This window comes from Trichocoleus sp. FACHB-262 (assembly GCF_014696035.1).
GTDB lineage: Bacteria > Cyanobacteriota > Cyanobacteriia > FACHB-46 > FACHB-46 > Trichocoleus.
The window spans coordinates 38,900-65,818 of record NZ_JACJPK010000017.1 but is presented as its reverse complement, the minus strand read 5'-3'; the positions used below and the strand labels follow the sequence as shown (position 1 = coordinate 65,818).

Here is a 26,919-nt window from a genome sequence, read left to right as displayed (position 1 = left end):
GACAAATACAGCTCTTTAAAGATGGGCCTACGATACTAAAAAATAATCACAGAGAGTGAGTTTAAAGCAATCAAAGTGGTTTTCCTACTATTAAGGATACTGAGTGGAAGCTGATTATGCCGAAATGAGACTGAGCCCTTAGATGCAGTTTCCTGAACTCCAGCGATCGCTCTCCCAGAGAGCACTTAACCAATCCGTATCTCAAATTACAAACCACAACTACCTGAATTGTATCTCTTTGTCTTGAATGATTTGGGTCGTCTTTGCAGAGATTGTATCAAGCTTGCCCTTTATCGCTTTCAGCCTTAGGCATTCCGAGTTCTGTTTGCCTGTGGAGAGCCGTTGGGATCAGTCAAGAGCAACGGAACAACGTGAGACTCAAGGCGATTCGTTACTTTATCTTAGCCTTTGATCCCAGAAATCTTAGCTGAGCTTTAGCCTTTGCATCGGGTTTGGCTCTGGCTGTCCAGTGAGCACAGGTCAAAGTAAATTCTGACGCAAACGCCACATTCTGGCTTCATCTTTAAGGGTGACTACCTGCAACTCCAACACTTTTCGCTGCTGTTCTGGGCCAATCTTGTACAAAAGAGATTTTAGTCAAAAATTCCTAGGATGTATCCTTGCTCAGCACTGAATAAAACTTAGTGCAGTGGGATATAGAGCAGTTTTGTGATGGGTCAGAGAATGGTCTTTGGTCCTAAATTAAGTAGAGGTGTGCGCTGGCTGAAACCCAGACTAGTTAAACTATGTTGCACTACGTTAAAAGTTTAATCGGTTCAATAAATACCAAAAAGTACTAACAAACTGGAGTATTGATTACTCCAGGAAAAGAGATGCACTTTTGCAGTTTAGATAGATATAAACTGGATTTTGAGCTATCAGCGTGGAAAATAACCACTCAAAGATAGAATGGTGAAGCTTGCTTCTAGCAAGTATTGATTTTCAACCTGATTCTGCTCATGTTTGCGCGTCAAAAGCTCTACGAAGGCAAGGCTAAAATTGTCTACGCCACCGATGATCCCGATGTCTTTCTCACCCACTTTAAGAACGACGCGACGGCATTTAATGCCCAAAAGCGGGGACAAATTGCTGGTAAAGGTGAAATCAACGCTGCTATCTCTAGTCATCTGTTTCAGTTGCTAGAAGCCAACAGTATCCCTACCCACTTTATCGATCGCCCCACCGCTGAAGATATGCGAGTCAAGGCGGTAAAAATTATTCCTCTAGAAGTGGTAGTCAGGAACATTGCAGCCGGGAGCCTCTGTCAACAAACTGGGTTGGAATTGGGTGCGGTTTTGAAGCAGCCCCTCGTGGAGTTCTACTACAAGAACGATGCTCTAGGGGACCCACTGCTGACTCGCGATCGCCTTTTGTTGCTAGAACTGGCTACGCCGGAACAGCTAGACCAGCTCCAACAAATGGCGCTGCGGATTAACGAGCTACTATCAGCTTTTTTTCAGCAGTGTGGCATTACTCTGGTGGACTTCAAGTTGGAGTTTGGCTTAGACCGCAATCAGCAAATTCTCTTGGCTGACGAAATTAGCCCGGATACTTGTCGGCTTTGGGACCAAGGGGAAACTGATCCAGACCGTCGGGTGATGGATAAAGACCGCTTCCGGCGTGACTTAGGCGATGTAGAAGGTGCTTACCAAAGGGTGCTAGAACGGGTGCTTAACCAGCCAGTTCAGCCATTAGTTCAAGAACCAGTGCAAGAGTGAGAGTCACGAATGGGGTAAAATTTCCCCATTTGCTTGGTTTAGCGGGATTCCCTTCTCAACCCAATTCCCTGATGTCTTTAACAACTTAGGCCAGCCTAAGTTAGAGCCTGGTGTGTGGAAATGCCAAATCACGTGAACACAATGCGCTTATCTCCGGTCTTAGTAGCAATTATTGCCGCTTCAGCAACCTTGAACCTGTCTACTCCTGCCAGAGGGCAAACCTCTGCACCTACGAAAGCAGGGGTCGAGTCCTCTAAGGATGTCAAGGTTGTTGCTACCAGCCCAACTGCGGCAGCAGACGTCTTGAAGCCAGCTTCATTACCCGCGATCGCGGTTAGTGTGGAGATGGCAAAGCCAGGGGCTGTATTGGCTAGTAATAGCGTTGTGGTGCCAACCGTTAGTGAACCGGAAGTTTTTCCAGCCGAGTTTCGGGCTCAAGCTCCTACCTCATCGCCGGCTTCACCTACTGAAACGCCTACCGAGACCACACCAACTGAGATTGCGCCCACCGAAATTACGCCAACTGACATAGAGTTGGACTCCACTCAAGAAACGCCCCCTGCACTAGGTGGGCCACCCCCAGGAACGGCGACTCCAGAGCAAGAAACGCCCAACGAAATTCAACTGGATGGAACACCAGCGCCCGGCCCAAGTATTGATTTCAACCTTCCTCCCCAAACTCCGACAACTCCAACCACCCCAGCCAATGGAGCTGAGGATGGCACCAACGGAGAAACTCAAGCTACCCCTGAGCAAGCAGAACCCCGCGTTTTAGTCGCCGAAGTGGTGGTTCAAGGTGTCACCGGAGAACTAGAGGACGAAGTTTACAACGCGATTCGGACTCGACCAGGACGGACAACCACGCGATCGCAATTGCAAGAAGACATTAATGCTGTGTTCGCTACCGGATTCTTCTCTAGCGTGCGAGCCAATCCCTCAGATACACCGCTAGGGGTTCGTGTCACCTTTGATGTCCAAGCGAATCCGGTCCTGAATTCTGTACGGGTAGAGGGCAATCAAGTTCTGCCCCAAAGCGTCGTCGATGACATTTTTAAGGAGCAGTACGGTAGTATTCTCAACTTGCGTCGCTTCCAAGAAGGCGTCAAAGAAGTTAATAAGTGGTACCAAGACAAAGGTTATGTCCTGGCCCAAGTGATTGATACGCCCCAGGTGGCGGAAAACGGCACGGTGACTCTAGCCGTGGCTGAAGGCGTGGTTGAAGATGTTCAGGTTAAGTTCCTGAACAAAGACGGTGAGGAAACCAACGATGAGGGTGAGCCCGTTCGAGGCCGTACTCGCGACTTTATCATCACCCGTGAGTTTGCCCTCAAGCCAGGAGATGTGTTTAACCGGACTCAGGCTGAGAAGGACTTACAGCGCGTCTATGGCCTAGGGATTTTTGAAGATGTGCGGCTGTCTCTCAATCCGGGGCAAGACCCCCGCAAAGTAGTCGTGGTTGCCAATGTCACTGAGCGCAGTACGGGCTCTGCTGGAGCCGCACTAGGTATTAGTTCTGCCAGTGGCTTGTTTGGTAGTGTGAGCTACCAACAGCAAAACTTGGGTGGCAATAACCAAAAATTTAATGCCGAGGTGCAGGTAGGCCAGCGGGAGTTGCTATTTGATGTCAGCTTTACGGACCCTTGGATTGCGGGCGATCCTTACCGAACTTCTTACACGCTCAATGTTTTCAACCGCCGCTCGCTCTCTTTGATCTTTGATGGTGGCGAACCGGAAGTGGAATTGCCTAACGGCGATCGCCCTCGGATTGACCGTTTGGGGGGTGGTATTACCTTTACCCGTCCACTGAGTCGTGATGTCTTTGCCGATTCTGAATGGACCGCTTCAGCTGGTTTGCAATACCAGCGCGTCTCAGTTCGTGACTCGGATCGAGAGATCACCCCATTCGATGAACTAGGGAATCAACTCAGCTTTAGTGATGACGGATCAGATAATTTGCTCACGGCTCAATTGGGCTTAGTCCGCGATCGCCGGAACAATCGACTGCGACCTACCAGCGGTTCTCTTCTACGGTTTGGCACTGAGCAATCGATCCCAATCGGTGGGATTTTCTTCAATCGCCTCCGGGGTAGTTACAGCTACTACATTCCAGTCGATTACACCAAGTTTGCGGCAGGTCCAGAAGCGCTGGCTTTTAACGTCCAAGCAGGTACAGTTATTGGCGATTTACCTCCTTATGAGGCGTTCGCTTTAGGCGGTAGTAACTCGGTACGAGGCTTTGATGAAGGGGATGTCGGAAGTGGTCGTAGCTTTATTCAAGCCACCGCTGAGTATCGCTTCCCGCTTTTCTCCATTCTGGGTGGAGCGCTATTTTTAGACTACGCCACTGATCTAGGTTCTGGCTCCAGCGTTCCGGGTGATCCGGCGGGCGTTCGGGGTAAACCTGGTAGTGGTTTAGGATATGGTGTAGGCGTCAGAATTCAATCACCTTTAGGCCCAATCCGAATTGATTACGGCTTTAATGATGAAGGCAACAGTCGTCTGCACTTCGGTATTGGAGAACGGTTCTAAAGTTCCATCCATTCAAGGTCACGATGCTTTCAGAGCCTAAAAACGTCCCGCTATCAGCATCGCCGAGTCCGCTATCGGCCCCTGTAGCGCTAACTTCTGGACAACAGCAGACCTTGAAAAATGAGTTTGTTTGTTCTGGAGTAGGTTTGCACCTAGGGCTAAAAACTCAGGTGCGAGTGTTGCCTGCTGCTGAAAATCAAGGTCGCGTCTTCGCCCGGGTCGATTTAGCGAACGCCCCTGAGGTTGCTGCATCTGTGGCATCGGTGCATGAAACAACGCTGTCTACAGAACTGGCCCAGGGAGAAGCTAAAGTCAGAACGGTAGAGCATCTGCTAGCAGCCTTGGCGGGTTTGGGAGTTGATAACGTCCGGATTGAAATTGATGGCCCTGAAGTCCCCCTACTCGACGGCTCCGCTCAGAGCTGGGTAGAAGCGATCGCCCAAGCAGGCATTGTTGCTCAAACAGCAGCTAGGCAAACCTACACCTTGAGCGAACCCATTTGGGTTTACCAGGGCGATGCGTTTGTGGCAGCATTGCCAGCCCCAGCGTTGCGATTTACTTATGGCATTGACTTTGATTTACCTGCCATCGGCAATCAGTGGCACAGTTGGTCTCCGGACCAAGAAAATTTTGCTGAGGCGATCGCAACGGCTCGCACCTTTGGCTTGGCGCACCAAATTGAACACTTACAAGCCAATGGTTTAATTAAAGGTGGCAGCCTAGAAAATGCCTTAGTTTGTGGAACTGAAGGATGGCTTAACCCTCCCTTAAGATTTTCAAATGAGCCAGTGCGTCATAAACTTTTAGATTTAGTAGGGGATTTAAGTTTGTTAAATTTATTTCCCCAGGCTCACATTTTGGCTTACAAAGCTAGCCATCACTTACACACCCAACTGGCACAGTTGATAGCTCAAAGGATGAGAGATGAAGGATGAATCTGGTGATTTTGTCTGGAATCTTGTATCTCGATCCAAATAGCTGCCTGACTGGAAAGCGCATCACATCCTTCACTACTGGCAAAACTACCCATGTCCACCTTGACTGATCTCAACACCACTGATGCCCCTAGCCATGTGGAGGCACAGGCCAATGGGAGCACCAAATCCTCTGACTCAACCAAGCCCATTTTGGCAATTGAGGACATTCACAAGCTCCTGCCTCATCGTTATCCCTTCTCCCTGGTCGATCGCATTATCGAGTATGTACCAGGGGAGCGAGCTGTTGGGATCAAAAATGTCACCTTTAACGAACCCCACTTTCAGGGGCACTTCCCTGGCAGGCCGATCATGCCTGGTGTCCTGATCGTAGAAGCAATGGCCCAGGTAGGCGGTGTGGTCCTGACTCAAATGTCGGACGTACAGGGCGGATTGTTCCTGTTTGCAGGCATCGATAAAGTTCGTTTCCGTCGTCCTGTAACTCCAGGAGACCAGTTGATCTTGACAGTGGAACTGCTGTGCGTAAAGCGACGTCGTTTTGGTAAGATGCAGGGCCGAGCTGAAGTAGATGGTCAGCTAGTAGCCGAAGGCGAACTCATGTTTTCCTTGGTGGACTAATGCTCTGTACTCTTAAACTTTTGGGATGGTGCCTGGAGGCGCGCCCTTGACTACAACACTGATTCATCCAACAGCAGTTATTCATCCAGATGCTCAATTGCACTCGACTGTGCAAGTAGGGCCTTATGCCGTGATTGGGCCACAAGTCAAAGTCGGCCCTGATACCGTCATTGGTCCGCATGTGGTCCTAGATGGTCGGACGGAGATTGGGGCTCGCAATCACATTTTTCCGGGAGCCGCGATCGGTCTAGAGCCCCAAGACCTGAAATATGACGGCTCCGTGAGCTTAGTGCAAATTGGTGATGACAACCGCATTCGTGAGTTCGTCACCATTAATCGAGCGACACGGGCCGACGAAGTCACAGTGATTGGAAGTGGCAATCTGCTGATGGCCTATGTTCACGTTGGGCACAACTGCGTGGTTGAAGACAACGTGATTATTTCCAATGCTGTCTCTCTGGGGGGACATGTCCACATTGAGTCACGGGCAGTAATTGGCGGTGTGGGTGGTATTCACCAGTTTGTGCATGTAGGGCGGCTAGCCATGGTCGGTGGCATGAGCCGAGTCACTAGAGATATCCCTCCCTATATGCTGGTGGAGGGCAACCCCATCCGCGTCAGAACCCTCAACCAAGTGGGCTTAAAACGGGCTGGCATCGTAGATTTAGCCGATGGGCAAGTGTTTCAGTCTTTGAAGAAGGCGTTTCGCTTACTCTATCGTTCTGGCTTAACTCTAGAGCAGGCATTAGAAAAATTAGAATTGCTGCCTGAGAATGAACACCTACAGCATCTCTGTCGGTTTCTGCAACTCTCGCAGTTAGAGGGGCGGCGCGGTCCCACTCCGGGGCGGCGCAAAGGTACGAGGAGCGAAGACTGACGCATGGGTGAACCAACCAATCAGAGGAGCGCGATCGCAGAGACTCCTGCCGCTTCCCGGAATATTCGCCTGTTTATTAGCACAGGTGAAGTTTCTGGCGATCTTCAGGGGGCGCTGCTGGTCACGGCCCTGAAGCGGCAAGCGCAAGCTCTGGGGATTGAGTTAGAAATTTTGGCCCTTGGCGGCGATCGCATGGCGCAAGCGGGGGCGACGCTTTTAGGCAACACCACAGCCATTGGGTCTGTGGGCCTCTTAGAATCATTGCCCTATATTTGGCCGACGCTACAAATTCAGCGACGAGCTAAACAGTACTTGCGCCAATATCCCCCTGATTTAGTGGTCTTGATTGACTACCTCGGCCCCAACGTGGCCATAGGCAGCTATGTACGGCAGCATTTGCCCCAAGTGCCGATCGCTTACTTCATTGCGCCTCAAGAGTGGGTTTGGTCACTCAGCCCGCGCAATACGGCGCGAATTGTCAATATCACCGATCGCCTCTTAGCAATCTTTCCAGAAGAAGCCCGCTATTTTGCCGAGCATGGAGCCAAAGTGAGCTGGGTGGGGCACCCCTTGGTAGATCGGATGCAATCGGCCCCCGATCGCGCCAGTGCTAGGCAAGCCCTAGGAATTCCAGATGACCAAGTTGCGATCGCCCTGCTCCCTGCCTCCCGTCGTCAAGAACTGAAGTATTTGATGCCCGTGATTTTCCAGGCAGCTCAACAAATTCAGGCGCAACTGCCTCAGGCTCATTTTTGGATTCCCGTCTCTTTGGAAGCTTACCGTTCGCCCATCGAACAGGCGGTTCAACAGTATGGACTGCGGGCTACTGTATTGGCAGGACAAACCAGTAATTCTAAATTTGAGGAATCCATCACATTGCGAGCGATCGCGGCAGCCGATCTGGCCATTGGAAAATCGGGTACGGTTAACCTGGAAATTGCCCTCCTGAATGTCCCCCAGGTTGTCCTCTATCGAGTTGGTGCTGTCACCGCTTGGATTGCTCGCCATATTCTCAAGTTTTCCATCCCGTTCATGTCGCCGCCTAACTTGGTAGAAATGCGGTCTGTAGTCCCAGAGTTTCTGCAAGACCAGGCCACACCAGACAATATTGCTCAAGCAGGTTTGGAGTTATTGCTCAATCCGGTGCGGCGGCAACAGACTTTGGATAACTACCAAGCCATGCGCCAAGCGATTGGGGAAGTCGGAGTCTGCGATCGCGCTGCCCAAGAGATTCTGCAACTCTTGCCCGCCAATTCATTACCCTCCTGACTGCTAGCAGCGGAATCTATGGAGCGGACTAAATTGCTAGTGGGAAAATATCCGTGATCGCTCGGTGCCAAATGTAACCACCACGAGGCACTCTGGAATCGTCATCTAATGTTGGCAATTCAACGTTTGCCTAGCCGCTATGCAGTCTTTAGTGCTTTCCCAGGCGTCTGATTTAGAAGAATTGATTGGCAGTATTTTCTTGTGTGGTAGCTTGACTGCGACAGAGTATCGATGGCTGATTACTCTGTCTACGGCCAGAGCGGCTCAAGAATCGGACAAAGTCTTAATTGATCGAGTTTTGTATGGGATTCGCCACGGCCTCTTGCAAATCGCAGAGGTGGCTTAAAAATTTGACTTCCAAAAACTTGGCTTTCCAAAAACTTGGCTTCAGAGGGTTCAGCTACTACATTCAACCTGCTCCAGCTAAGTGAGCCCGTTACCACGTTGGGCAACATATCACAGATAGAGCAACAATGGGTCGCAGCCCTTAGAATAGAAGTTTAGACTCCACAAATTATTTGAGTGCGATCGCCTTATGTCCTTGCCTATTGTTGCTATTCTTGGTCGTCCGAACGTGGGCAAGTCAACGATTGTGAACCGTTTGGCCGAAACGAAAGGCGCGATTGTTTTTGACGAGCCCGGTGTCACACGCGATCGCACCTACCAACCCGCTTACTGGCGCGATCGCGAATTTTTGGTGGTCGATACAGGTGGCTTAATCTTTGATGACGACACTGAATTTTTGCCGCTAATTCGGCAACAAGCGATGGCAGCTTTAGCCGAAGCCAGTGTGGCGATTTTTGTAGTAGATGGTCAAGAAGGCCCTACTACAGCTGATGAAGAAATTGCTACCTGGTTGCGGCAGCAGTCTGTACCCGTGTTGCTGACTGTCAATAAGTGTGAGTCTCCAGAGCAAGGAATGGCTCAAGCCGCTCAGTTTTGGAGTTTAGGTTTGGGTGAGCCTTATCCTGTTTCCGGGATTCACGGCAACGGTACTGGCGATCTCTTAGATGAAGCGCTCAAGCATTTGCCCCCGCAGGAGGAATTGCCAGAAACTTCAGAGATCAAAGTGGCGATCGTGGGACGGCCTAACGTCGGTAAGTCAAGCTTACTTAATGCCTTCGTCGGTGAAAATCGTGCCATCGTCAGCCCGATCTCCGGTACCACCCGCGACAGCATTGACACAGTCGTGGAACGAGAAGGCCAAACCTATCGCTTAATTGATACGGCTGGCATTCGCAAGAAAAAGCATATTGAGTACGGCCCAGAATTTTTCAGCATTAACCGCGCTTTCAAAGCGATTCGTCGAGCTGATGTCGTCTTGATGGTGCTTGATGCCCTAGATGGCGTGACTGAGCAAGACCAGAAACTTGCAGGTCGAATTGCAGATGAAGGGCGAGCTTGCATTATTGTGGTTAACAAATGGGATGCAGTCGAAAAAGACGCTTACACCATTTATGACTACGGGGAGCAAGTTAAAAGCCGCTTGCAGTTTACCGAATGGGCACCGTTGATCTTTGTCAGTGCTGAGACAGGGCAGCGAGTTGAGAAGATTCTAGAACTGGTGAATACAGCCGCTGAGCAGCATAAACGGCGGGTGACGACCTCAGTGATTAATGAGGTTTTGGAGGAGGCTGGGAATTGGCATTCGCCCCCAACCACGCGCCAAGGTCGTCAGGGCAGAATTTATTACGGCACTCAAGTTAGTACGCAGCCACCTACGATCGCGCTGTTTGTGAATGAAGCTAAGTTGTTCAATGACAACTATCGCCGTTATATTGAGCGACAATTTCGCGAGAGTTTGGGATTCACCGGTACGCCAATCCGCATGATTTGGCGGAGCAAGAAGGTGCGAGAAATGGAGCGGGGTAGCGCTAACCGGGCCACTCGTGTTTAACAATGAAGTGATTGAGAGTTTCATCCCCCAAATCGAATGGATCTGCTGCGATCGCTGCCATTAGGACTGTACCTAGAACAACCGCAAACTTGGCTCCATAAGCTTGATCCCCGCGTCAAGCTAGCTTGGTTAATGAGTTTTTTGCTGGCCCCTCTCCTAGCAAATCCCCTCTGGCGCTTGTTCTTGGTCGTGGTACTAGTCCTGCTCACCCTGATAGCGATGATTCCGTTTCGGGTTTGGCGGCAGCAAATGGCTTGGTTATTGATGCTGGGCTTCTTTGTCTTTTTGCTGACCGCGATCGCCCCAGATGGATTGAGTGCGGAGCAGCAACCTCGCCTGCCCGCCAATGAGTTAGCTTTTGCCCAGCAATCTGCGACTCCAGCAGCAGCACAACGCCCTGTATGGCTCGATCCTCGCCGCTGGCTGACCAGAGACTCGGTTGATGCCAATGGTGAGCGCCAATCTGAGCAACAGCCTAATCAGCAGGCTCTGACTGAGTCTTTACCGCAGCCTACGGCTTATAACTATGTGCTGTTTAAGCAAAAACCATTTTTGGTGACGCGGCGATCGCTGGACTTAGGAGTTCGGGTCAGCACTTTGCTGTTTACTTTGATTTACAGCACGAATCTATTCCTGCTCACTACCGCGCCTGAGGAAATTACTGCCGGTCTAGAAACTTTGATGCGACCGCTGCGCCGCTTGAATTGGCCTGTCACCGAGATTGTGTTAACCCTAACTTTGTCACTCCGGTTTATTCCGTTGGTGCTGGAAGAAGTGCAAAATTTGATTCGCTCCGTGCGGACTCGGGCGATTAACTGGAAAAAGTTAGGGTTTCGTGGGGCGATTCAAGTTTGGATGTTAATCGCGGAGCGGCTATTAGAAAATTTGTTGCTACGAGCAGAGCAGATTGCTAGTGCGATGAAAGTGCGCGGCTTTACTAGCCCTAACCAGCATCGGGTGCAGTGGCATCAACTACGACTGGGCCGTGGCGATTGGTTGGCCTTATTAGCGCTGTTAGGCTTGTGGGGAGCTCGTTTGATTTGGGGATCGGAAGTTTCATAGTCGTCGTACCTCACTATGCATTCAATTCAACCTTGGTATTGGCGATCGCTCCCCTTAGCAGACCGCACTGGTTCGCAAATCTTCGCTGCCTTATTCCATCAGCCCACCACTCAAGCCACTTCTGAATCTGCGATCGCTACCCTCTTAGAAAGCCCTTACCCATTGGGTAATCTAGGTGCTCCTAGTGCTTTGCAGCAAGCTCAAGCCCGTTACTCGATTTGTGCTGGCGCTCCCCGTGTGCTAGATGGCCAATTGCAGCTTTGGACGCCTGAAGTGGGCAATATTTTGCCGTTTCTGGAGCAACTGCTACAACGCCAGAACTTTGGTTTAGCGGATGAGCGATCGCGCCCAGATGCTTTGCCGTTTACGGGAGGTTGGTTGGGTTGGTTGGGTTACGACTTAGCTTGGGAAATTGAGCATTTGCCCCAGCTCAAATCAGATGCGCTGCCGTTTCCCGTGGCTTATTGGTACGAGCCAGACTGCTTTGCAGTTTTAGACCATTGGGAGCAAACTCTTTGGTTAGCTACGACTCAGGAGCCGCAGCTGGATCAACTAGAGGAGCAATTGGCCCTCAGGCAGGAGGCTGGGAACTACAAATCGCTAAGCCTGAGTCAAAATGCACCGCTAACAGCTCCCTCCCTCCTGCCTAAATTTCATACGGCTCAAGCTGATTACGAAGCCGCAGTTCTCAAAGCCAAGAGCTACATTACGGCTGGAGACATCTTTCAGACTAATCTTTCGGTACGCTTTGAAGCAGACTTAACGGGCGATAGTTGGTCGCTTTACCGTGCCTTACAGCAAGTGAACCCCTCTCCCTTTGCCAGCTATTGGCAGACTCCTTGGGGAGATCTTGTCAGTTGTTCTCCGGAGCGACTCGTGCAATTGCAGGGGCGACAAGCTCAAACGCGACCGATCGCCGGGACGCGATCGCGGGGCACAACGCCCGAACAAGACCAAGCGCAGCAGCAAGAACTACTAGCCAGCGCCAAAGAACAAGCGGAACACATCATGCTGGTTGATTTGGAGCGCAATGATTTAGGCCGAGTTTGCGAATGGGGTTCGGTGGCGGTGAATGAACTGCTCACGATTGAGTACTACAGCCACGTCATGCATTTGGTGAGTAACGTGATTGGTACTCTCCAGCCTGGATACAACAGCATCGATTTGATTCGGGGAGTGTTTCCTGGCGGCACAATTACGGGCTGTCCTAAAGTTCGCTGTATGGAAATCATTGAAGAGTTGGAACCTGTGCGGCGCAGCTTGTTCTATGGCTCCTGTGGCTACTTAGATTGGCGTGGTCACCTCGACCTGAATATCTTGATTCGGACCTTGTTAATCACCAAAAGCGATCGCCCTCCACAAAGTAACTCAGCTCAAAGTTTTAAGGTCTGGGGTCAAGTGGGAGCGGGAATTGTAGCTGATAGCGATCCGGAACGAGAGTGGTATGAGTCGCTGCACAAAGCGCAAGCCCAGTTAGCAGCCTTACGACTTGTAGAATTGCAGGCTGAAACTAGCTCCTAGATCAGAAGTCTGTGGCAAAAACTCTGCTAACCAAAACTGTGCTAACCGATAGCAGGCCCAGTTTTGGTAGCAAAAGGGCACAGTTTCTCCTAAAGTGATGAAATCTGGTCGTTAAAGATAGGTTGGCTTGAATATTCGCCTTGGAACAGATATTGTCTACATTCCTCGCATTCAAGCGGCACTAGACCGTTTTGGGGAGCGGTTTTTGCAACGAGTTTACACGCCCGCCGAGCAGCAGGACGCTGGGGCTTTAATTCAAGTCCCTGTTCCGGTTGGTCTTCACGAAAAGCAAACTGATGTTTCAGCAAGTCGTTTAGCAGGACGCTGGGCTGCCAAGGAGGCTGTTGCGAAAGCCTTAGGTACTGGCTGGCGAGGTCTGCGCTACACCGATATTGAAGTTCAACGTCAGCCCAGTGGACAGCCAAAAGTTTGTCTCTATGGAGCGGCGGCGATCGCGGTGTCTACGTGGGGAGATTATCATTGGCAAGTGAGCCTGAGTCATGATGGTGATTATGCGATCGCAACGGCAATTGCTTTTTGCCGTGACTAGTTTGCCGCGACTAAATAGTGAATTGCCTTAAATCCTGCATGGAAGTCTATGGAATTCTATTAGGCTGATTTGAACTAATTAGTCACGCTTAGAGCGATACTGAAACAGACTCCACGATTTAATAATATTGTTGGCGATCGCAACTACCAAATTTAGCTTGTAATCTAAACCTTAATTTTGACCTAGCTATTGCTGCCAGCTTGAAGCTGAATGAGTACTGAAACTTATCTGAATCACCCAACCTTTGGCTTACTCTTCAGGATTTGTCTTGTTGAGGAAAGCCAAGAACTGTTTGCGACTTTGTATGCCCAACGGCTCTTTTTTATGGTGCATAGCGGACCCAGCGGCTTAAAGTTTGAACCTATTGGTCGGACAGATGCCCGGATCTTAGTCGAGAATCGGCTGCGGCTGCTACGGCGGGCAGGGCAGGCTAAAGAGCAAGAGCAGCTACAGGCAATCTACAAACAAACTTTCCAATAAGGCTCCCATCGCGCTGTCGCCTTTATCTTCGACGCAATGACTTCATCCCAGCCAAGTATCTATCGCGATCGCATTGCTAGCATTCAGCAAAGCTTACCTCCTGCGGTAAAGTTGATTGCTGTGACTAAGCAGGTGCCAGTGGCAGCAATGCGAGTTGCTTACGCGGCAGGTGTGCGAGATTTTGGCGAGAGTCGAATTCAAGAAACCGAAACTAAGCAAGCTGAACTACAAGATTTGCCGGATATCACCTGGCACTTAATTGGACGCTTGCAAAGTAACAAAGCCCAAAAAGCTTTGGAGCTATTTCAATGGATTCATTCGGTGGATTGCCTGAAGTTAGCCCAACGTCTCGATCGCTTGGCCGAGCCGTTGCTAGTGAAGCCGCAAGTCTGTTTGCAAGTCAAACTTTTGCCTGATCCCAATAAGACGGGTTGGACAGTGGATGAGCTGTGGTCCGACTTGCCACAACTTGATCACTGCCACAACTTGAAAATTCAAGGATTGATGACAATTCCACCGTTAGGGCTGAGTGAATCGGACACCTTAACCGTGTTTCAGCAGGCGCAAGAATTAGCGGAGAAAATTCGGCAGCAGAGTTGGGCTAATATCCAGATGGCTCAGCTTTCAATGGGAATGTCCAATGATTATCGGCTGGCTGTGCAAGCCGGGGCGACAATGATCCGCTTGGGCACAATTTTATTTGGAGAACGGGGTATCTAACCTCTTGCCTAAATTCCTAGACCCAGGTAGTATGTGCATGCTTTATTTATTAGGCAGTATTAGTAACAAGAGCTTGCAATCCCTCCATGAAGTCTGGCTTCTGTTGTGTTGTGTTAATTGCCACCACGCTCTTGCGCCTGTAAATCAACACTGCACTTCTGGCTTTTTCTGAGATTACAAGTAAGAAATCGATGTATACTGTGGAGTCAATTCAGGAAAGTCAGCCAGGGTGTTCGCAAGCTTCATTATGGATTTGGGCTCTTAATTTTTTATTAAAGTCCGACCGTAAGCTTCAACTAGGAGGCACGCTTTTTAAGGGGCTTAAGTCAATTTAGGCCTACTAGCGTTTTTTCCTCCTAATAATGAAGTTGTTTACTGAAGGTAACTATTGTTGTGATGGAGCGTGAACCGTGAACAATATTTTCACGAAGTTACGGGATTTTGTTGGTTTTAACGATCCCGTCGATTATGAGTATGAGTATGACGAGACGGATGGGGAAGAATATCAAAATCTCTATCGAGAAGAGAACCCCCAACCCGCGCCAGAGGAAGATGCCCGGAATCGCCGTCGCATTCGTGAGCGCGTATCAATGTCCACTGAAACAGGAATTGGTTCAACCATGAATAACGTAATTGGCATGCCGGGAGCCATCAATGGCCTCTCTGAAGTGGTGGTAATGGAGCCTCGCTCTTTTGAGGAAATGCCTCAAGCCATCCAAGCCTTGCGCGAACGGAAGTCAGTGGTTTTGAACCTGACGATCATGGACCCCGACCAAGCTCAACGAGCCGTTGACTTTGTGGCAGGTGGTACCTACGCGATCGATGGTCATCAAGAGCGGATTGGCGAAAGCATTTTCCTCTTCACCCCCAACTGCGTGCAAGTTACGACTCAAGCAGGTGTGGTTCAAGAAGCGCCTCAGCCTCAAGCGCGCCCCAGCCGTCCTGCTGCTCCTACGCCCGCTTGGACTGCTGAGCAAGCTCGCATGGCTTAGTAGCTCACTAGCTACAGTTTATGTTCGCTTTGTTGTCTATCAATCAAGCCAAGTCTGTGAGTGGATCGAAGTTTCGATATCACTCATAAAAGATTTGGCACAGAGACTCCTGTTAAATCGCACTAATTTATATAGGAGACAGCAAACAGGTTGTCTGCAAAATTTGGTTTAATTGGCGGCGGGGTAATGGGGGAAGCTCTGTTATCCCGCCTCGTCGCTCAGAAAATTTATCAGCTTTCAGAAGTCATTGTTAGTGAGCCATATCCACCGCGACGTGACTTTTTGGGGCAGCAATATGGTGTTGTTGTGACTTCAGAGAACGAAGTCGCTTTCGAGGCAACTGAAATTGTGTTGCTGGCGGTTAAACCGCAGGTGTTTGACGCTGTTGCGGTTAAGCTAGCTCCCAAACTAACAGGACGCGATCGCCTTCCGATTGTCCTTTCCATTTTGGCGGGGGTGCCACTGCACAAGTTAGAAGCTGCTTTCCCTGAATGCCCCGTGGTACGAGCCATGCCTAATACGCCTGCCACCGTGGGAGCGGGGATGACCGCGATCGCCCCTGGCAAATTAGCTCAGCCCGTTCACTTAGAACAAGCTCGAACCATTTTTGGGGCTGTGGGCGAAGTGGTAGAGGTGCCAGAAAATTTGATCGATGCTGTCACGGGGCTTTCTGGTTCTGGACCCGGTTACGTGGCGATTGCGATAGAAGCCCTGACTGACGGTGGGGTAGCGGCGGGATTACCACGGGCGATCGCGGCGAAGTTAGCTTTGCAAACGGTTTTAGGTACAGCGCAGCTTCTACATGAATCGGGAATGCATCCAGCAGAGCTGAAGGATCGTGTCACCAGTCCAGGAGGCACAACGATCGCTGGGATTGCTCAATTGGAGCAAGCAGGATTTCGCTCCGCTTTGATTCAAGCTGTGACCAAAGCCTGCGATCGCGCCAAGGAGCTAGGCAGCTAAAGCTGTACACCTCGAATTGAGTAATCGAGTAGTTCGATCGGGTGCATGATCGCTAAGTCTTTACCTGCGTCTGGCATATGCTTCTTGATTTGTAGGCTACAGCCAGGATTGGGTGAGGCGATCATTTGTGCGCCTGTATTAAGTAAGTTTTGAGCTTTCTGCTGGCCGAGTTCGTCAGCTACTTCAGGTTGCAGCATGTTGTAGACTCCAGCGCTGCCACAACATAAGGCTCCATCAATAGGCTCGCGCAACTGCACTCCAGGAATTTGTTGTAAAAGCTGGCGCGGCGGCACACTGATTTTTTGCCCATGCAAGAGATGGCAAGCATCGTGGTAAACCAAGGTTAGAGGTTGCTCCTGCACCGGAGAGAGTGGAGCAGTTAAGCCAACCGTGACGAGAAACTCCTGCACATCTCTAACTTTGCTAGCAAAAGCTTTGGCTTTCTCGCGATAAAGCGGGTCATCTTGCAAAATGTGACCGTATTCCTTCAAGGTGTGGCCGCAGCCTGCTGCATTAATAATGATGAAATCAACATTCGTGCCCTCGAAGCTATCGATCATTTGCCGAGCGATCGCCTGAGCTTGTTGTTCTTGCCCTTGGTGAGCTGGAAGCGCGGAGCAACAACCTTGAGTGGGGGGCACGACAACTTCGCACCCATTGGCTGTGAGCACTCGCACCGTCGCTTCGTTGACATCGGGGAAAAACAAACGCTGGACACAGCCGAGAATCATGCCGACTCGGTAGCGCTGTTGTCCTTGAGCGGGAATTAAAGTCGGGATCGAGTTCTGAAACGATTTGAGGGAAACCTGGGGCAGCAACGACTCCATTGCTGCCAGTTGAGGCGAGATCTGTTTCAGCCAGCCTAAGGAGCGCACTAGTTTTTGTAGCCCAGATTTTTGGTAGATTCCCAAGGGGCCTAGCAGTAACCGCAGGCGTTCCGGGTAAGGGAATAGCGAGAAAATCAAGCGTCGCAGCAATCGGTCAGGGAGCGATCGCGAATAGTTACGCTCAATTTGGGGCCGCATCGCCGCGATCAGTTTGTCGTACTGCACGCCAGAAGGACAGGCTGTGGTGCAAGCAAGGCAACCCAAGCAAGTATCAAAGTGCTGTACGGAAGCTTCAGACAAAGGGGCTTTGCCCTCCTCGATCGCATCCATTAGATAGATACGGCCTCTGGGTGAGTCCATTTCTGTTCCCAAGACTCGATAACTAGGGCAGGTGGTCAAGCAGAAACCACAATGCACGCAAGCGTCAATCAGTTTGGGATCAGGCGGATGATGCTCATCAAAGCCCTGAAAGTCGGCTAGAGTGGCAGGCCTTTGGTTGCTGGAGGGGGCGCTGGATGAATGGTTTGACTGAGGAACAAGAGAGTCTGAAGTTTGCATGCTCACTAGATACCGCCGACAAAACGATGGGGGCTTAAAAGATTTTTGGGGTCAAACTGATGTTTCAGCCGTCGCATGAGATCAAGCCCATTACCAGCGTAGCCCCAAACCTCGAACTCCTGCTTGACGGCGATCGGCGCTTGCAGCACTGAAAGGAAACCCCCATGGGCCTGGCACAAGGTCCGCAGTTCTAGCAAGGTAGCGGGAGAGGTAGCTTGGCTGTCCAGGTACAACTTCCCTAGCCCGCTGCTGGCATGAATCAGCCCTGCGGCTGTCAGGGAGGTGATGGCCTCGGTTTGTGCTAAGACCGCGATCGCCTCGGCAGGTCTAACTCCAATCTTGCAAACAATGGGTTCTGAGGAATCTGTGGACATGGATGCTGCCAAGCGCTGCCAAAGCTGTTGTTCCTCAGTATCGGCATATAAGTGACTGGATAAACTCAACGTTTGCCCAAGTTCTAGTAGGCGATCTATTTGAGCTTTGACACTGCTAGCCATGCTCTGGAAACGCGCCACCAAGCCCATGCCTTTACCAATTTGCAGATTAGTGACCGTAGCAGTGGAGAGGATATCCAGGGCAGCGGGAGTTAGGGCGGAATGCAGGAGGGTTTGGGTGGCTTGAGCGATCGCCTCTGCCTCTCCGGTCAAAATCACCGTTCCCGAATCTGTCTGCAAGGGATACAGGCGGAACGTGACTTGGGTGAGGATGCCCAAAGTACCATAGGAGCCGCTGATCAGCTTCATCAGGTCATATCCTGCCACATTCTTCACCACGCGCCCACCAGCTTTGGCGATCGCTCCATCAGCCCGCACCAAAGAAAGACCCAGCAGCATATCTCGCACACCACCGTAGCGTTGCCGTAGTGAACCAGCATCACTAGTGGCGACGATGCCACCAAGAGTAGCCGTTTCCGGATAAGCCGGATCAAGGGCTAGGAATTGACCTGCCTTGGCTAGGAGGGCTTGCAGGTCAGCAAACTTCGTGCCCGCTTCAGCGGTAACGGTTAAATCTCCCACCGCATGCTCGATCACTCGGTTGAGCCGTTGAGTGCTGACCACCAAGTTAATGTCTGAGCCCAGCCCTCCCCAGCTGAGCTTGCTGCCGTTCCCGCAGGGTAAAATGCCCCATTGATGTTCATCCGCTTGACGCACAACTTCGGCTAGTTCTGCTGAAGTGCCGGGATAAACCACACCGCTAATCTGTGTTCCGGGCGCGACGGCTTGGGCGATCGCTTGCTGCCATGATTCAGACAGCTCTCCATAAGAGCGGATTTTCTCTGCTCCCACAATAGAAGTGAGTTCCTCGATTGGAGGGCCGAGACGAGGTGCATTCGCATAATCTTCCGCAGGAATTGCTGCCATCCACTTTTCTACTACTTCTTAAATGCTGCAACTTAAGGTGACAGCGCTGCTCCTAGGAGGCGTGCTGCTCTGGATTCAGAGACCTATTGGCTTAATTTACCAAGAGTTTTGCTCGCTTGTGTGCAGCTTAGAGAGATTGGCATCCTAGGGTGAGTTACTTAAGTTTTGGATCTTCTCCTGAGAAACCTCCGTATAAAATCCCATGAACCGCAGAGTTGTCACGGGCCACAATAAAGGGAAGCAGCATCATTGAAGACTTATGCCGAGTCTCAGCACTAAGAAGCGCATGCTGAAGAGACTGTAAATTTTTACTGCTGCAACAGTTACCCAGTGACGGATTGATTATGCCGCTCAACCCCCTAGCCCTCCCCGTCAATCCTCTAGAGCTTGTAATCGATCGCTGTCCTCTGAGGGTGACGCCTCAAACTCCGGTGTTGGAGGTGGCAAGGTTGCTGAGTGTGAGCGATCGCTTGCTGGCTAGCCCTGCCTTACCTGAGCCTTGCGCCCTAGTCATGGAAGCAGGCCGACTGGTTGGGCTTGTGACTGCTCAGCAGATCCTGTGTTTGATGGTGAGTGATATGAGTCTGCCAGGACTTTGTGTCGCCGAAGTCATGGCCGAGCCACCGCTGGTACTTCAGGAAGCAGAAGCCACCGCTTGGACCACTGTGGGAGCTTTATTGCCACAACCACAGACTCAATATTTGGTGATCACGGATGAGCGAGAGCAGATTATAGGAGTGGCTACCCTGGAGCGTCTCTGCTTGGCTCTGCTGTCCTACCCGCAAGAAAACCAATGTTTGGAGCAGAAATGGGCAACCGTCATGGCCCAGGTACGAGATGGACAACCGCGGCCTACTCAAGAAGCGCCTCAACCTCTAGAAACCGCGTTACAGATTGCTAGGGCAGAACTAGAAAATCAATTTGAGGAGCGAACCGCAGCGCTAAGACAGGCCAGTGATGAACTGATTGCTGAAATTGTCCATCATCGTCGCACAGAAGTTCAGTTGTCTCGTAGAACTTTTGAGCTAAAAACAATTTTTCAAGCCTTTCCCGACCTCTACTTTCAAGTTGATGTCGATGGCACCATTCTGGATTACCACGCGAACGATCATGATGACTTGTATGTGCCGCCAGAAGAATTTCTTGGCAAAAGAATGCGAGATATTTTGCCGCCTTCTGTCACCAAGGAAGTACAAGCTGCGATTGATCGGGTAGTAGTTACTCGCACTTTAGTTGCAGTCGAATATTCTCTGCCCTGGCAAGATACCCATAGACATTTCGAGGCTAGAATTCTGCCTTTTCTGGATCAAAAAATGCTGGTGATTGTCCGTGACATCAGCGATCGCATTCGAGCAGAAGCCGCATTACGTAAAAGTGAGGCTACAACGCGAGCTTTGCTAGCAGCAATTCCAGACTTGATGATTCGCATGAATAGTGCTGGAGACTACCTCGACTTTCTGCCTGCTAAAAATTTCAAAACCGTTGTATCGAGTACAGGTTGGCAGAAGAAAAATGTTTATGAAGTCATGCCACCCGCGATCGCTCAAGAGCGGATGTTTTATGTTGAGCGAGCTTTGCAAACAGGGATGACTCAAGTTTATGAATTTGAGTTGTGCTTAGAAGGAGAAACATTTACAGAAGAAGCTCGGATTGCCGTGAGCGGAGAGGATGAGGTTCTAGTCATTGTACGAGACATTACCGATCGCAAGCAGGCAGAAGCCGCCTTAAAAGCGCAAAAAGAATTTCTTTGCCATGTGATTGATACGGTGCCTAACTTGATTTTCGTCAAGGACTGGCAAGGACGATTTACGCTGGTTAACCAGACATTAGCCAATATGTATGGTACTAGCGTAGAAGATTTGCTGGGCAAAACCGACGCTGATTTTAACCCGAACTCAACAGAGGTAGCGCAATTTCTGCAAGCTGATCGAGAAGTGATTCTTCGCATGCAGGACAAAGTTATCCCAGAAGAAACAGTAACTGATGCTAACGGACGAACTTTTTGGTTTCAAACTATTAAGAAGCCATTGTTGTCACCAGATGGCAAAGCTTACCAAGTGCTAGGAGTAGCCACAGATATTACAGCTCACAAACAAGCAGAAGTGGATCTACAGCTATTAAATGAAGCTTTAGAGCTGAAAGTTCAGAAGCGGACTAATGCTTTGCAAGCAGTTAATGAGCAACTGTTAACTGAAATTACTGAGCGTCAGCGAGCAGAAGAGCAAATCAAACTATCTTTGCGAGAAAAAGAAGTTCTACTCAAAGAGATTCACCATCGGGTCAAAAATAACCTACAAGTAATTTCTAGCTTACTCAAGTTACAGGCTGGCTCTATTAAGGAGTATCATGTCCTGGAAATTCTCAAGGAAAGCCAAAATCGTGTCAGAGCAATGGCTTTGCTGCATGAGAAACTTTATCAATCTGAAGATTTGGCTAAGGTTAACTTTGCTGAATACGTGCATAGTTTAGTCGCTAACTTATTTCGGTCTTATGGCGTCAAATCGCAAACCATTACGGCAAAGATTAATGTTCAAGATGTTTTGTTCGATATTGATGCTGTAATTCCTTGTGGTCTCATTATCAATGAGTTGATTTCTAACTCCTTAAAATATGCTTTCCCCGAAAACCAAAAGGGTGAGGTCAGTGTTGAGTTGGTGTCAACTGAGGCTGGAGAATGCCAAATAGTCGTGAGTGATAATGGAGTGGGTTTACCAAAAGAGCTAGACTTTTATCATACGGAGTCTTTAGGCTTGCAACTAGTCTGCATGCTCACTGAGCAACTAGAAGGCAGAATTGAGCTCGATCGCAGCTCTGGGGCAGTTTTTAGGATTAGCTTAAAGCCGATAAAATAAAAATACTAAAATCAAATGTCTACCAAAATTCTAGTAGTTGAAGACGAAAAAATAATCGCTTTTGATATTCGGAAAAGTTTAGAAAGCTCAGGATATATCGTTCCTGCGATCGTTAGTTCTGGGGAGCAGGTGATTGAGAAAATTCCTGAGGTTGAACCGGATCTGGTTTTGATGGATATTATTCTCAAAGGTGATCTTGATGGCGTTAAAACCGCAGAAATTGTTCGCGATCGCTTTGATATACCCGTAGTTTACTTAACCGCTCATGCTGACGAAACTACCCTTAAAAGAGCAAAAATATCAGACCCCTTTGGCTACATTTTGAAACCTTTTGAAGACCGAGAACTGGTTACTACGATTGAAATTGCCTTGTCTCGGCATCGGGCAGAGTCAGCAACCCGTAAGGCTTTACAACAAGAAAAAGAACTTAGCGAGCTCAGATCGCGATTTGTTTCTGTGGTTTCTCACGAGTTTCGCAATCCACTCAGCACAATTTTGTTTTCCACAGAGCTATTGGAAAAATATCAAAGTAGACTTAGCGAAGCGAAAAGATTAACTTATTTACAGCGAATTCAAGCTGCGGTAAAGCGGATGAGTCAGTTATTAGATAATGTTTTAGCCATTGGCGCAACAGATGCCGGAAAACTTATCTGTAACCCTACTCCTTCGGATCTCAATCAATTTTGTCTTGATCTAATTGAAGAACTGCAATTTAGTACTAATACTAATTGTGTGATTAGCTTTAACAATCACGATTTTCCAGAACCATTCACCGCTGGTACGCATTTGCCTTGCTTAGACACGAAGTTACTCCAGCATATTTTAATTAACTTGCTGTCAAACGCGATCAAGTATTCTCCTACAGGAAGCAAAATAAACTTCGACTTATACTATCAACCAGAAGCGGCTATCTTGCGGATTCAAGATCATGGCATGGGTATTCCAGTTGCAGATCAAGCACAGCTTTTCAGCCCCTTTCACCGTGGTACTAATGTAAGTAACATTGCAGGGACTGGACTTGGGTTATCTATTGTTAAACAGTGCGTTGAGTCTCATGGTGGTACGGTCCAAGTTGTCAGCGAGGTAGGGATGGGGACCTTATTCACAGTCACGCTTCCGTTGAGTTACTCCCTTGCTCATTCATCAGCTCCCTATGCGTAAGATTTTAGTGATTGAAGATGAGCAACCGTTTCGTGAAGCGGTTTTAGAGCTTTTGGAGGTGGAAGGTTTCCAAGCCATTGGAGCAGAAAATGGTCAAATTGGCGTGCGGTTGGCCCAAGAAAATTTACCTGATTTAGTGCTTTGCGATATCCAAATGCCTGATATCGATGGATACAGTGTCTTAAGAGAACTTCGCCAAAATAGCCTCACGGCAACTCTCCCTTTCATTTTTCTCACAGCTAGGGGAGGCAGAGACGAACTGCGTCAAGGTATGAACTTGGGCGCAGATGACTATCTGATTAAACCTTGTACCTCAGCGCAGTTGCTCAATGCGATCGCGACGCGGCTGAACAAGCAAGAGGTTCTGAAGCAACAAGCTCAAACTCAATTAGACGATCTCCGAAATAACATCACCGTAGCCCTGCCCCACGAACTGCACACTCCTTTAAATGGAATCTTAGGCCTCTCACAAGTGCTGATCGATGAGTATCAGGGAATCGAACGCGGGGAGATTTTAGAAATTGCCAAGGATATTTACCTCTCTGCGGAGCGTCTATATCAACTCACTCAAAAGTTCTTGCTGTATGCCGAACTAGAACTAATTGCTACCAATCCAGCCCGCTTGCAAGAGTTGCAAAAGGATGTAACGCCTTGCTCTAAGGCGGCGATCGCCAGCGCTGCAATGCAGGTGGTAGAGCAAGCGGGTCGGCAAACGGATCTTCAGTTAGACCTAGAAGAACTGTCAGTGTGGATGGCAGAGTTCAGACTGAAAAAAGTTGTCGAAGAGTTGGTAGACAACGCTTGCAAATTTTCCCTTGCCGGAACTCCGATACGTCTAAGTACAACTCATGGAATGACAACGCAGAACCAGCAAGCCGTTGTATTGAGCGTTAGCGATCAAGGCCGTGGAATACCGTCTGAGGAGATCGCCAACTTAGGTGGATATATGCAGTTTGAGCGTAAAATTTACGAACAGCAGGGAGCAGGCTTGGGTTTAGCGATCGCTAAACGCTTGGTTGAGTTACACCAAGGCGAACTGGCGATCGAGAGTATTCTGGGCAAACAAACAACAGTTCGAGTTGTTTTACCGCTAGAAAAGCTCAATCCCTGAGAATTGTTTGCTCGTTTCTACTCGCGCTGCCTCTCCACAGGTGCGAGGGGTCGGAAAAATTTTGTCCGGGTTGGCGATGCGTTGCGGATCAAACACTTCACGCACCCACATCATCGTTTCTAAATCGGTAGGGGTAAACATATTAGGCATGTAGCAGCGTTTATCGGCCCCAATGCCGTGCTCTCCGGAAATGCTGCCCCCCACTTCCACGCAAAGCTTGAGAATATCCCCGCCTAATTCTTCGACCCGCTCCAGCTCGCCAGGGATGGAATTGTCGTAGAGAATCAAAGGATGTAAATTTCCGTCTCCAGCATGGAACACATTGGCGACTTTATAGCCATGTTTCTGACTGAGCGCTTCAATTTCTTGCAAGACGAAGGGAAGCTTGGTGCGGGGAATGACGCCATCTTGAACATAGTAGTCTGGGCTGAGCTTACCCGCTGCTGCAAATGCCGCTTTACGCCCCTTCCACAATTTCAGACGTTGTTCTGGGTCAGTAGCGATCGTGACGCTGCGCGCTCCATTGTGGCGACAAATCGCTTCCACTCGCTGGCTACTCGCCGCCGCTTCCACTTCTAAACCATCCACTTCGACTAAAAGAATAGCCACTGCATCACGGGGGTAGCAACCTGTCGCCACCACATCCTCCACCGCATTGATGCTGAGGTTATCCATGATCTCCATGCCACCTGGAATAATGCCAGCACTAATAATGTCAGAAACGGCTGCACCCGCCGCCTCGACATTGGTAAAGTCTGCCAGCAAAACCCGGACAGCTTCTGGTTGTTTCAAAATTCTTAGCGTAATCTCTGTGGCAATGCCTAGGGTACCTTCAGAGCCTACAAACAGCCCTGTCAAGTCGTAACCGGGAGTCTCGGCCACCTCTCCACCCACTTCAACAATCGAGCCATCGGGCAAGACCAACTTGAGACCGAGAACGTGATTGGTCGTCACACCATATTTGAGACAATGAACTCCTCCAGAGTTCTCAGCTACGTTGCCGCCTACGGAGCAGACGATTTGGCTGGAGGGATCAGGGGCATAATAAAATCCTGCACCGCTCACGGCTTGCGTCACCCAGCTATTGATGACTCCGGGCTGAACCACAATCCGCTGATTGGCTAAATCAACGCGCAAAATTTTTCGCATCAGCGCCGTGACTATCAGAACACAATTCTCCGTGGGTAAAGCGCCACCCGATAACCCTGTGCCTGCGCCTCTGGTGACAAAAGGCAACCGCTGGCGATCGCAGATCTTAACAATGGCTGCAACTTCTTCTGTAGTTCGAGGTAAAACCACTATTGCTGGACGTTGCCGATAGCTAGTGAGGCCATCACATTCGTAAACCAGCAACTCTTCGGGTCTACGAACAACACCGTTTTTACCCACTACGGCCTCAAATTGTTTGATCACCGTTGACCAGTCCTGAGTTTTGTCACGGGTGATCATGTAAGTTGCTCCCTTCTTTATGCTCTCATCAGGTCATGAACCTGCCCTCATGCCTATTGTGACAGGAATCTTTCGTCTCTGAACCTAGAAACCAATGATGAGGCTTCCGTAGTCCTTGGGTAGCAGTGGAGAGGCAAGTTGCTTTAAACTATCAAGCTTGAGTTCTTGACTAAAAGGGAGAAGCAAGAAGGTATGTTGAGAAAATCAGCTTTGATTTCCTTGGCCGTTTCACTCTTTTTAGCGAGTTGCAATGGAGCCTCCAAGCCAATCAGCCAATCAGAAACTTACGCTTGGAGCGTCCAAGGGGTAGACGGTGAAAAAACTAATTTCGTTTGTAAGAAAATAGATATTGTCATTTATGCCAGTAAAAAGGCAGGTTCTAACATGAACTCTATTGTGGTGGATGACAAATATTGTGCTAAGTTGCCGAAGCCCAGTGCCTGATTAGCTTGACTTGACTTAGAAAAGCGATCGCTCTCACTTGGAAAAGTAATTCCAGAAGAGCGATCGCTTTTTATGTCTGTGCATTTGGGTATACGTAGCTGGGAGCCTACTTTAGTGAGTAAGCGCTTAAGGGCACAATGCCGAGTTTCTGCCGCACCAACTCCAGAGGAGTTTCCCAGTCAGACTCAATATCCCACTCAACAATATGCTTAGCTACCCGACCCGTTTTGATGCTTTGGGCCACCTCTTTCAAATTGCATTTACGGGTCAGTAAACCAGCAATAACCAAGATGGCGCTAGAAGGCCGAAACACTTGACTGCGAACAAACGCTTGCAGCACGAACTCATCATGTTCTGAAGCAGATAACCCCGTAAGTACATGCCAAATATCATGGGTGCGTTGAATCCAATCTCCCGAATTGAGGGGATCAAACCCATTTTGATCGAGAAACTGAGCAACCTCTCGGCCTAAGGTGCCATCGGGTAATTGACGCAAGAACTCTATGTCTAGCGAAAATTTGTCGTTGGCGCGAATTTGGGGGTTGATAATTTGGGCCAATTTTAAGACCACTTCTGTCCGTAAATCTTGCATAGTGACGATTCCGTAACTGTCTATCAGGCTCTCTGCGTATTTCTACAGGCTTTGATTGAAGAGTTACGGATAAAGATTAATTTTTTCTTAAAAGCAAAGTTTTCAAGAAAAGGACTTTCTTCCTTGAAATGCTATTTAGATAAGCTTTCCGGGAGTTACGTAGTTCTAGGTCAATGAAAGGGATGGGTGCTCGGACCTAAGTATTAATACTAGATATCTCTAACGTGAACCTAAGGGATTACTGAGGCGAGTTTCGTAGGCTCAAGGAGAAGTAGCGGCTAAAGCTACAAAACTAAAGCCAGAGATTACGGTCTATGACTCCTATATCCGTCCCGGCAAACTCACTTCGGGCGAGACAGAGACTGTATGTAACCTAGCTGAGTTTTCTCAAGACCAATCAACATTGGCTCAAAAGTGTTTAACTAAATCCAAG

General features: G+C 49.3%; 23 protein-coding genes. 19 read left to right on the top strand and 4 right to left on the bottom strand.

From position 1 onward, the window contains the following. Positions 1-959 precede the first annotated feature (959 nt). The 15 genes from purC to proC all read left to right on the top strand — a co-directional run bounded on the left by purC (position 960) and on the right by proC (position 16,131). Positions 960-1,718: a phosphoribosylaminoimidazolesuccinocarboxamide synthase gene (gene purC, locus H6F68_RS01435; protein WP_190550521.1), complete on the top strand. Its 759-nt coding sequence runs from the start codon at positions 960-962 to the stop codon at positions 1,716-1,718. 141 nt (positions 1,719-1,859) lie between these two features. After that, a complete protein-coding gene (locus H6F68_RS01430; protein ID WP_190555945.1) occupies positions 1,860-4,247 on the top strand; it encodes a BamA/TamA family outer membrane protein in 2,388 nt (795 codons plus the stop codon). A gap of 23 nt (positions 4,248-4,270) precedes the next feature. Then, positions 4,271-5,182 carry a UDP-3-O-acyl-N-acetylglucosamine deacetylase gene (gene lpxC, locus H6F68_RS01425; protein WP_190555943.1) on the top strand — a complete coding sequence of 304 codons (912 nt, stop codon included), beginning with the start codon at positions 4,271-4,273 and terminating at the stop codon, positions 5,180-5,182. A gap of 189 nt (positions 5,183-5,371) precedes the next feature. After that, positions 5,372-5,800, top strand: coding sequence for a 3-hydroxyacyl-ACP dehydratase FabZ (fabZ, locus tag H6F68_RS01420; RefSeq protein ID WP_370527435.1), 429 nt, complete (start codon positions 5,372-5,374; stop codon positions 5,798-5,800). A gap of 46 nt (positions 5,801-5,846) precedes the next feature. After that, positions 5,847-6,677 carry an acyl-ACP--UDP-N-acetylglucosamine O-acyltransferase gene (lpxA, locus tag H6F68_RS01415; protein ID WP_399312446.1) on the top strand — a complete coding sequence of 277 codons (831 nt, stop codon included), beginning with the start codon at positions 5,847-5,849 and terminating at the stop codon, positions 6,675-6,677. A 3-nt stretch (positions 6,678-6,680) separates the two neighbouring features. Continuing rightward, positions 6,681-7,946, top strand: a complete 1,266-nt coding sequence (gene lpxB, locus H6F68_RS01410; protein WP_199299850.1) for a lipid-A-disaccharide synthase — start codon at positions 6,681-6,683, stop codon at positions 7,944-7,946. Between the two features lie 139 nt (positions 7,947-8,085). Beyond that, positions 8,086-8,292, top strand: a complete 207-nt coding sequence (locus H6F68_RS01405) for a hypothetical protein (RefSeq protein WP_190431753.1) — start codon at positions 8,086-8,088, stop codon at positions 8,290-8,292. A 189-nt stretch (positions 8,293-8,481) separates the two neighbouring features. Further along, positions 8,482-9,843, top strand: a complete 1,362-nt coding sequence (gene der / locus H6F68_RS01400; protein WP_190431754.1) for a ribosome biogenesis GTPase Der — start codon at positions 8,482-8,484, stop codon at positions 9,841-9,843. Between the two features lie 36 nt (positions 9,844-9,879). Continuing rightward, positions 9,880-10,905, top strand: coding sequence for an energy-coupling factor transporter transmembrane protein EcfT (locus tag H6F68_RS01395; protein WP_190555939.1), 1,026 nt, complete (start codon positions 9,880-9,882; stop codon positions 10,903-10,905). A 15-nt stretch (positions 10,906-10,920) separates the two neighbouring features. Further along, positions 10,921-12,426 (top strand): anthranilate synthase component I, encoded by a 1,506-nt coding sequence (locus tag H6F68_RS01390; protein WP_190555937.1) that lies wholly within the window; start codon positions 10,921-10,923, stop codon positions 12,424-12,426. A 127-nt stretch (positions 12,427-12,553) separates the two neighbouring features. After that, positions 12,554-12,976, top strand: coding sequence for a holo-ACP synthase (gene acpS / locus H6F68_RS01385; RefSeq protein WP_190555935.1), 423 nt, complete (start codon positions 12,554-12,556; stop codon positions 12,974-12,976). Positions 12,977-13,186: 210 nt separating this feature from the next. Then, positions 13,187-13,456 (top strand): transcriptional coactivator PipX, encoded by a 270-nt coding sequence (pipX, locus tag H6F68_RS01380; RefSeq protein WP_190555932.1) that lies wholly within the window; start codon positions 13,187-13,189, stop codon positions 13,454-13,456. Positions 13,457-13,492: 36 nt separating this feature from the next. Then, positions 13,493-14,176: a YggS family pyridoxal phosphate-dependent enzyme gene (locus tag H6F68_RS01375; protein ID WP_190555930.1), complete on the top strand. Its 684-nt coding sequence runs from the start codon at positions 13,493-13,495 to the stop codon at positions 14,174-14,176. 410 nt (positions 14,177-14,586) lie between these two features. Then, on the top strand, positions 14,587-15,168 hold the full coding sequence (locus tag H6F68_RS01370) for a cell division protein SepF (RefSeq protein WP_190431762.1): 582 nt from the start codon (positions 14,587-14,589) through the stop codon (positions 15,166-15,168). A 150-nt stretch (positions 15,169-15,318) separates the two neighbouring features. Next, positions 15,319-16,131, top strand: coding sequence for a pyrroline-5-carboxylate reductase (gene proC / locus H6F68_RS01365; RefSeq protein ID WP_190555928.1), 813 nt, complete (start codon positions 15,319-15,321; stop codon positions 16,129-16,131). On the opposite strand, the gene H6F68_RS01360 is transcribed toward proC, so the two are convergent. Then, positions 16,128-17,516 carry a (Fe-S)-binding protein gene (locus H6F68_RS01360; RefSeq protein ID WP_190555926.1) on the bottom strand — a complete coding sequence of 463 codons (1,389 nt, stop codon included), beginning with the start codon at positions 17,514-17,516 and terminating at the stop codon, positions 16,128-16,130. The genes proC and H6F68_RS01360 overlap by 4 nt on opposite strands. 5 nt (positions 17,517-17,521) lie before the next feature. Beyond that, entirely contained in the window at positions 17,522-18,877 is a 1,356-nt protein-coding gene (locus H6F68_RS01355) for an FAD-binding oxidoreductase (RefSeq protein ID WP_190555924.1), read from the bottom strand. A gap of 344 nt (positions 18,878-19,221) precedes the next feature. On the opposite strand from H6F68_RS01355, the gene H6F68_RS01350 reads away from it, so the two are divergent. The 3 genes from H6F68_RS01350 to H6F68_RS01340 are packed head-to-tail and all read left to right on the top strand — an operon-like array spanning position 19,222 to position 24,001. Then, a complete protein-coding gene (locus H6F68_RS01350) occupies positions 19,222-21,729 on the top strand; it encodes a PAS domain-containing protein (protein WP_190555922.1) in 2,508 nt (835 codons plus the stop codon). Positions 21,730-21,744: 15 nt separating this feature from the next. Beyond that, entirely contained in the window at positions 21,745-22,890 is a 1,146-nt protein-coding gene (locus H6F68_RS01345; protein ID WP_190555920.1) for an ATP-binding protein, read from the top strand. Continuing rightward, entirely contained in the window at positions 22,883-24,001 is a 1,119-nt protein-coding gene (locus H6F68_RS01340) for a response regulator (protein WP_190555918.1), read from the top strand. Before H6F68_RS01345 ends, H6F68_RS01340 begins: the two co-directional genes overlap by 8 nt. Here H6F68_RS01340 and glcD read toward each other — a convergent pair. Beyond that, complete coding sequence (gene glcD, locus H6F68_RS01335) at positions 23,981-25,450, bottom strand: glycolate oxidase subunit GlcD (RefSeq protein WP_190555916.1); 1,470 nt, start codon at positions 25,448-25,450, stop codon at positions 23,981-23,983. The two genes, H6F68_RS01340 and glcD, sit on opposite strands and share 21 nt — an antisense overlap. Positions 25,451-25,642: 192 nt before the next feature. Between glcD and H6F68_RS01330 the strand changes: the two genes are divergently transcribed. After that, positions 25,643-25,894, top strand: coding sequence for a hypothetical protein (locus H6F68_RS01330; RefSeq protein WP_190431775.1), 252 nt, complete (start codon positions 25,643-25,645; stop codon positions 25,892-25,894). Positions 25,895-26,000: 106 nt separating this feature from the next. On the opposite strand, the gene H6F68_RS01325 is transcribed toward H6F68_RS01330, so the two are convergent. Next, positions 26,001-26,486, bottom strand: coding sequence for a Coq4 family protein (locus H6F68_RS01325; protein ID WP_190555914.1), 486 nt, complete (start codon positions 26,484-26,486; stop codon positions 26,001-26,003). Positions 26,487-26,919: the final 433 nt, after the last annotated feature.

Excerpts from the sequence above, each read along its gene's own strand:
- purC (WP_190550521.1), top strand. The coding sequence starts at position 960 with ATGTTTGCGCGTCAAAAGCTCTACGAAGGCAAGGCTAAAATTGTCTAC.
- H6F68_RS01430 (WP_190555945.1), top strand. The coding sequence starts at position 1,860 with ATGCGCTTATCTCCGGTCTTAGTAGCAATTATTGCCGCTTCAGCAACC.
- lpxC (WP_190555943.1), top strand. The coding sequence starts at position 4,271 with ATGCTTTCAGAGCCTAAAAACGTCCCGCTATCAGCATCGCCGAGTCCG.
- lpxB (WP_199299850.1), top strand. The coding sequence starts at position 6,681 with ATGGGTGAACCAACCAATCAGAGGAGCGCGATCGCAGAGACTCCTGCC.
- H6F68_RS01405 (WP_190431753.1), top strand. The coding sequence starts at position 8,086 with ATGCAGTCTTTAGTGCTTTCCCAGGCGTCTGATTTAGAAGAATTGATT.
- der (WP_190431754.1), top strand. The coding sequence starts at position 8,482 with ATGTCCTTGCCTATTGTTGCTATTCTTGGTCGTCCGAACGTGGGCAAG.
- H6F68_RS01395 (WP_190555939.1), top strand. The coding sequence starts at position 9,880 with ATGGATCTGCTGCGATCGCTGCCATTAGGACTGTACCTAGAACAACCG.
- H6F68_RS01390 (WP_190555937.1), top strand. The coding sequence starts at position 10,921 with ATGCATTCAATTCAACCTTGGTATTGGCGATCGCTCCCCTTAGCAGAC.
- pipX (WP_190555932.1), top strand. The coding sequence starts at position 13,187 with ATGAGTACTGAAACTTATCTGAATCACCCAACCTTTGGCTTACTCTTC.
- H6F68_RS01375 (WP_190555930.1), top strand. The coding sequence starts at position 13,493 with ATGACTTCATCCCAGCCAAGTATCTATCGCGATCGCATTGCTAGCATT.
- H6F68_RS01360 (WP_190555926.1), bottom strand. The coding sequence starts at position 17,516 with ATGCAAACTTCAGACTCTCTTGTTCCTCAGTCAAACCATTCATCCAGC.
- H6F68_RS01355 (WP_190555924.1), bottom strand. The coding sequence starts at position 18,877 with ATGGCAGCAATTCCTGCGGAAGATTATGCGAATGCACCTCGTCTCGGC.
- H6F68_RS01350 (WP_190555922.1), top strand. The coding sequence starts at position 19,222 with ATGCCGCTCAACCCCCTAGCCCTCCCCGTCAATCCTCTAGAGCTTGTA.
- H6F68_RS01345 (WP_190555920.1), top strand. The coding sequence starts at position 21,745 with ATGTCTACCAAAATTCTAGTAGTTGAAGACGAAAAAATAATCGCTTTT.
- H6F68_RS01340 (WP_190555918.1), top strand. The coding sequence starts at position 22,883 with ATGCGTAAGATTTTAGTGATTGAAGATGAGCAACCGTTTCGTGAAGCG.
- glcD (WP_190555916.1), bottom strand. The coding sequence starts at position 25,450 with ATGATCACCCGTGACAAAACTCAGGACTGGTCAACGGTGATCAAACAA.
- H6F68_RS01330 (WP_190431775.1), top strand. The coding sequence starts at position 25,643 with ATGTTGAGAAAATCAGCTTTGATTTCCTTGGCCGTTTCACTCTTTTTA.
- H6F68_RS01325 (WP_190555914.1), bottom strand. The coding sequence starts at position 26,486 with ATGCAAGATTTACGGACAGAAGTGGTCTTAAAATTGGCCCAAATTATC.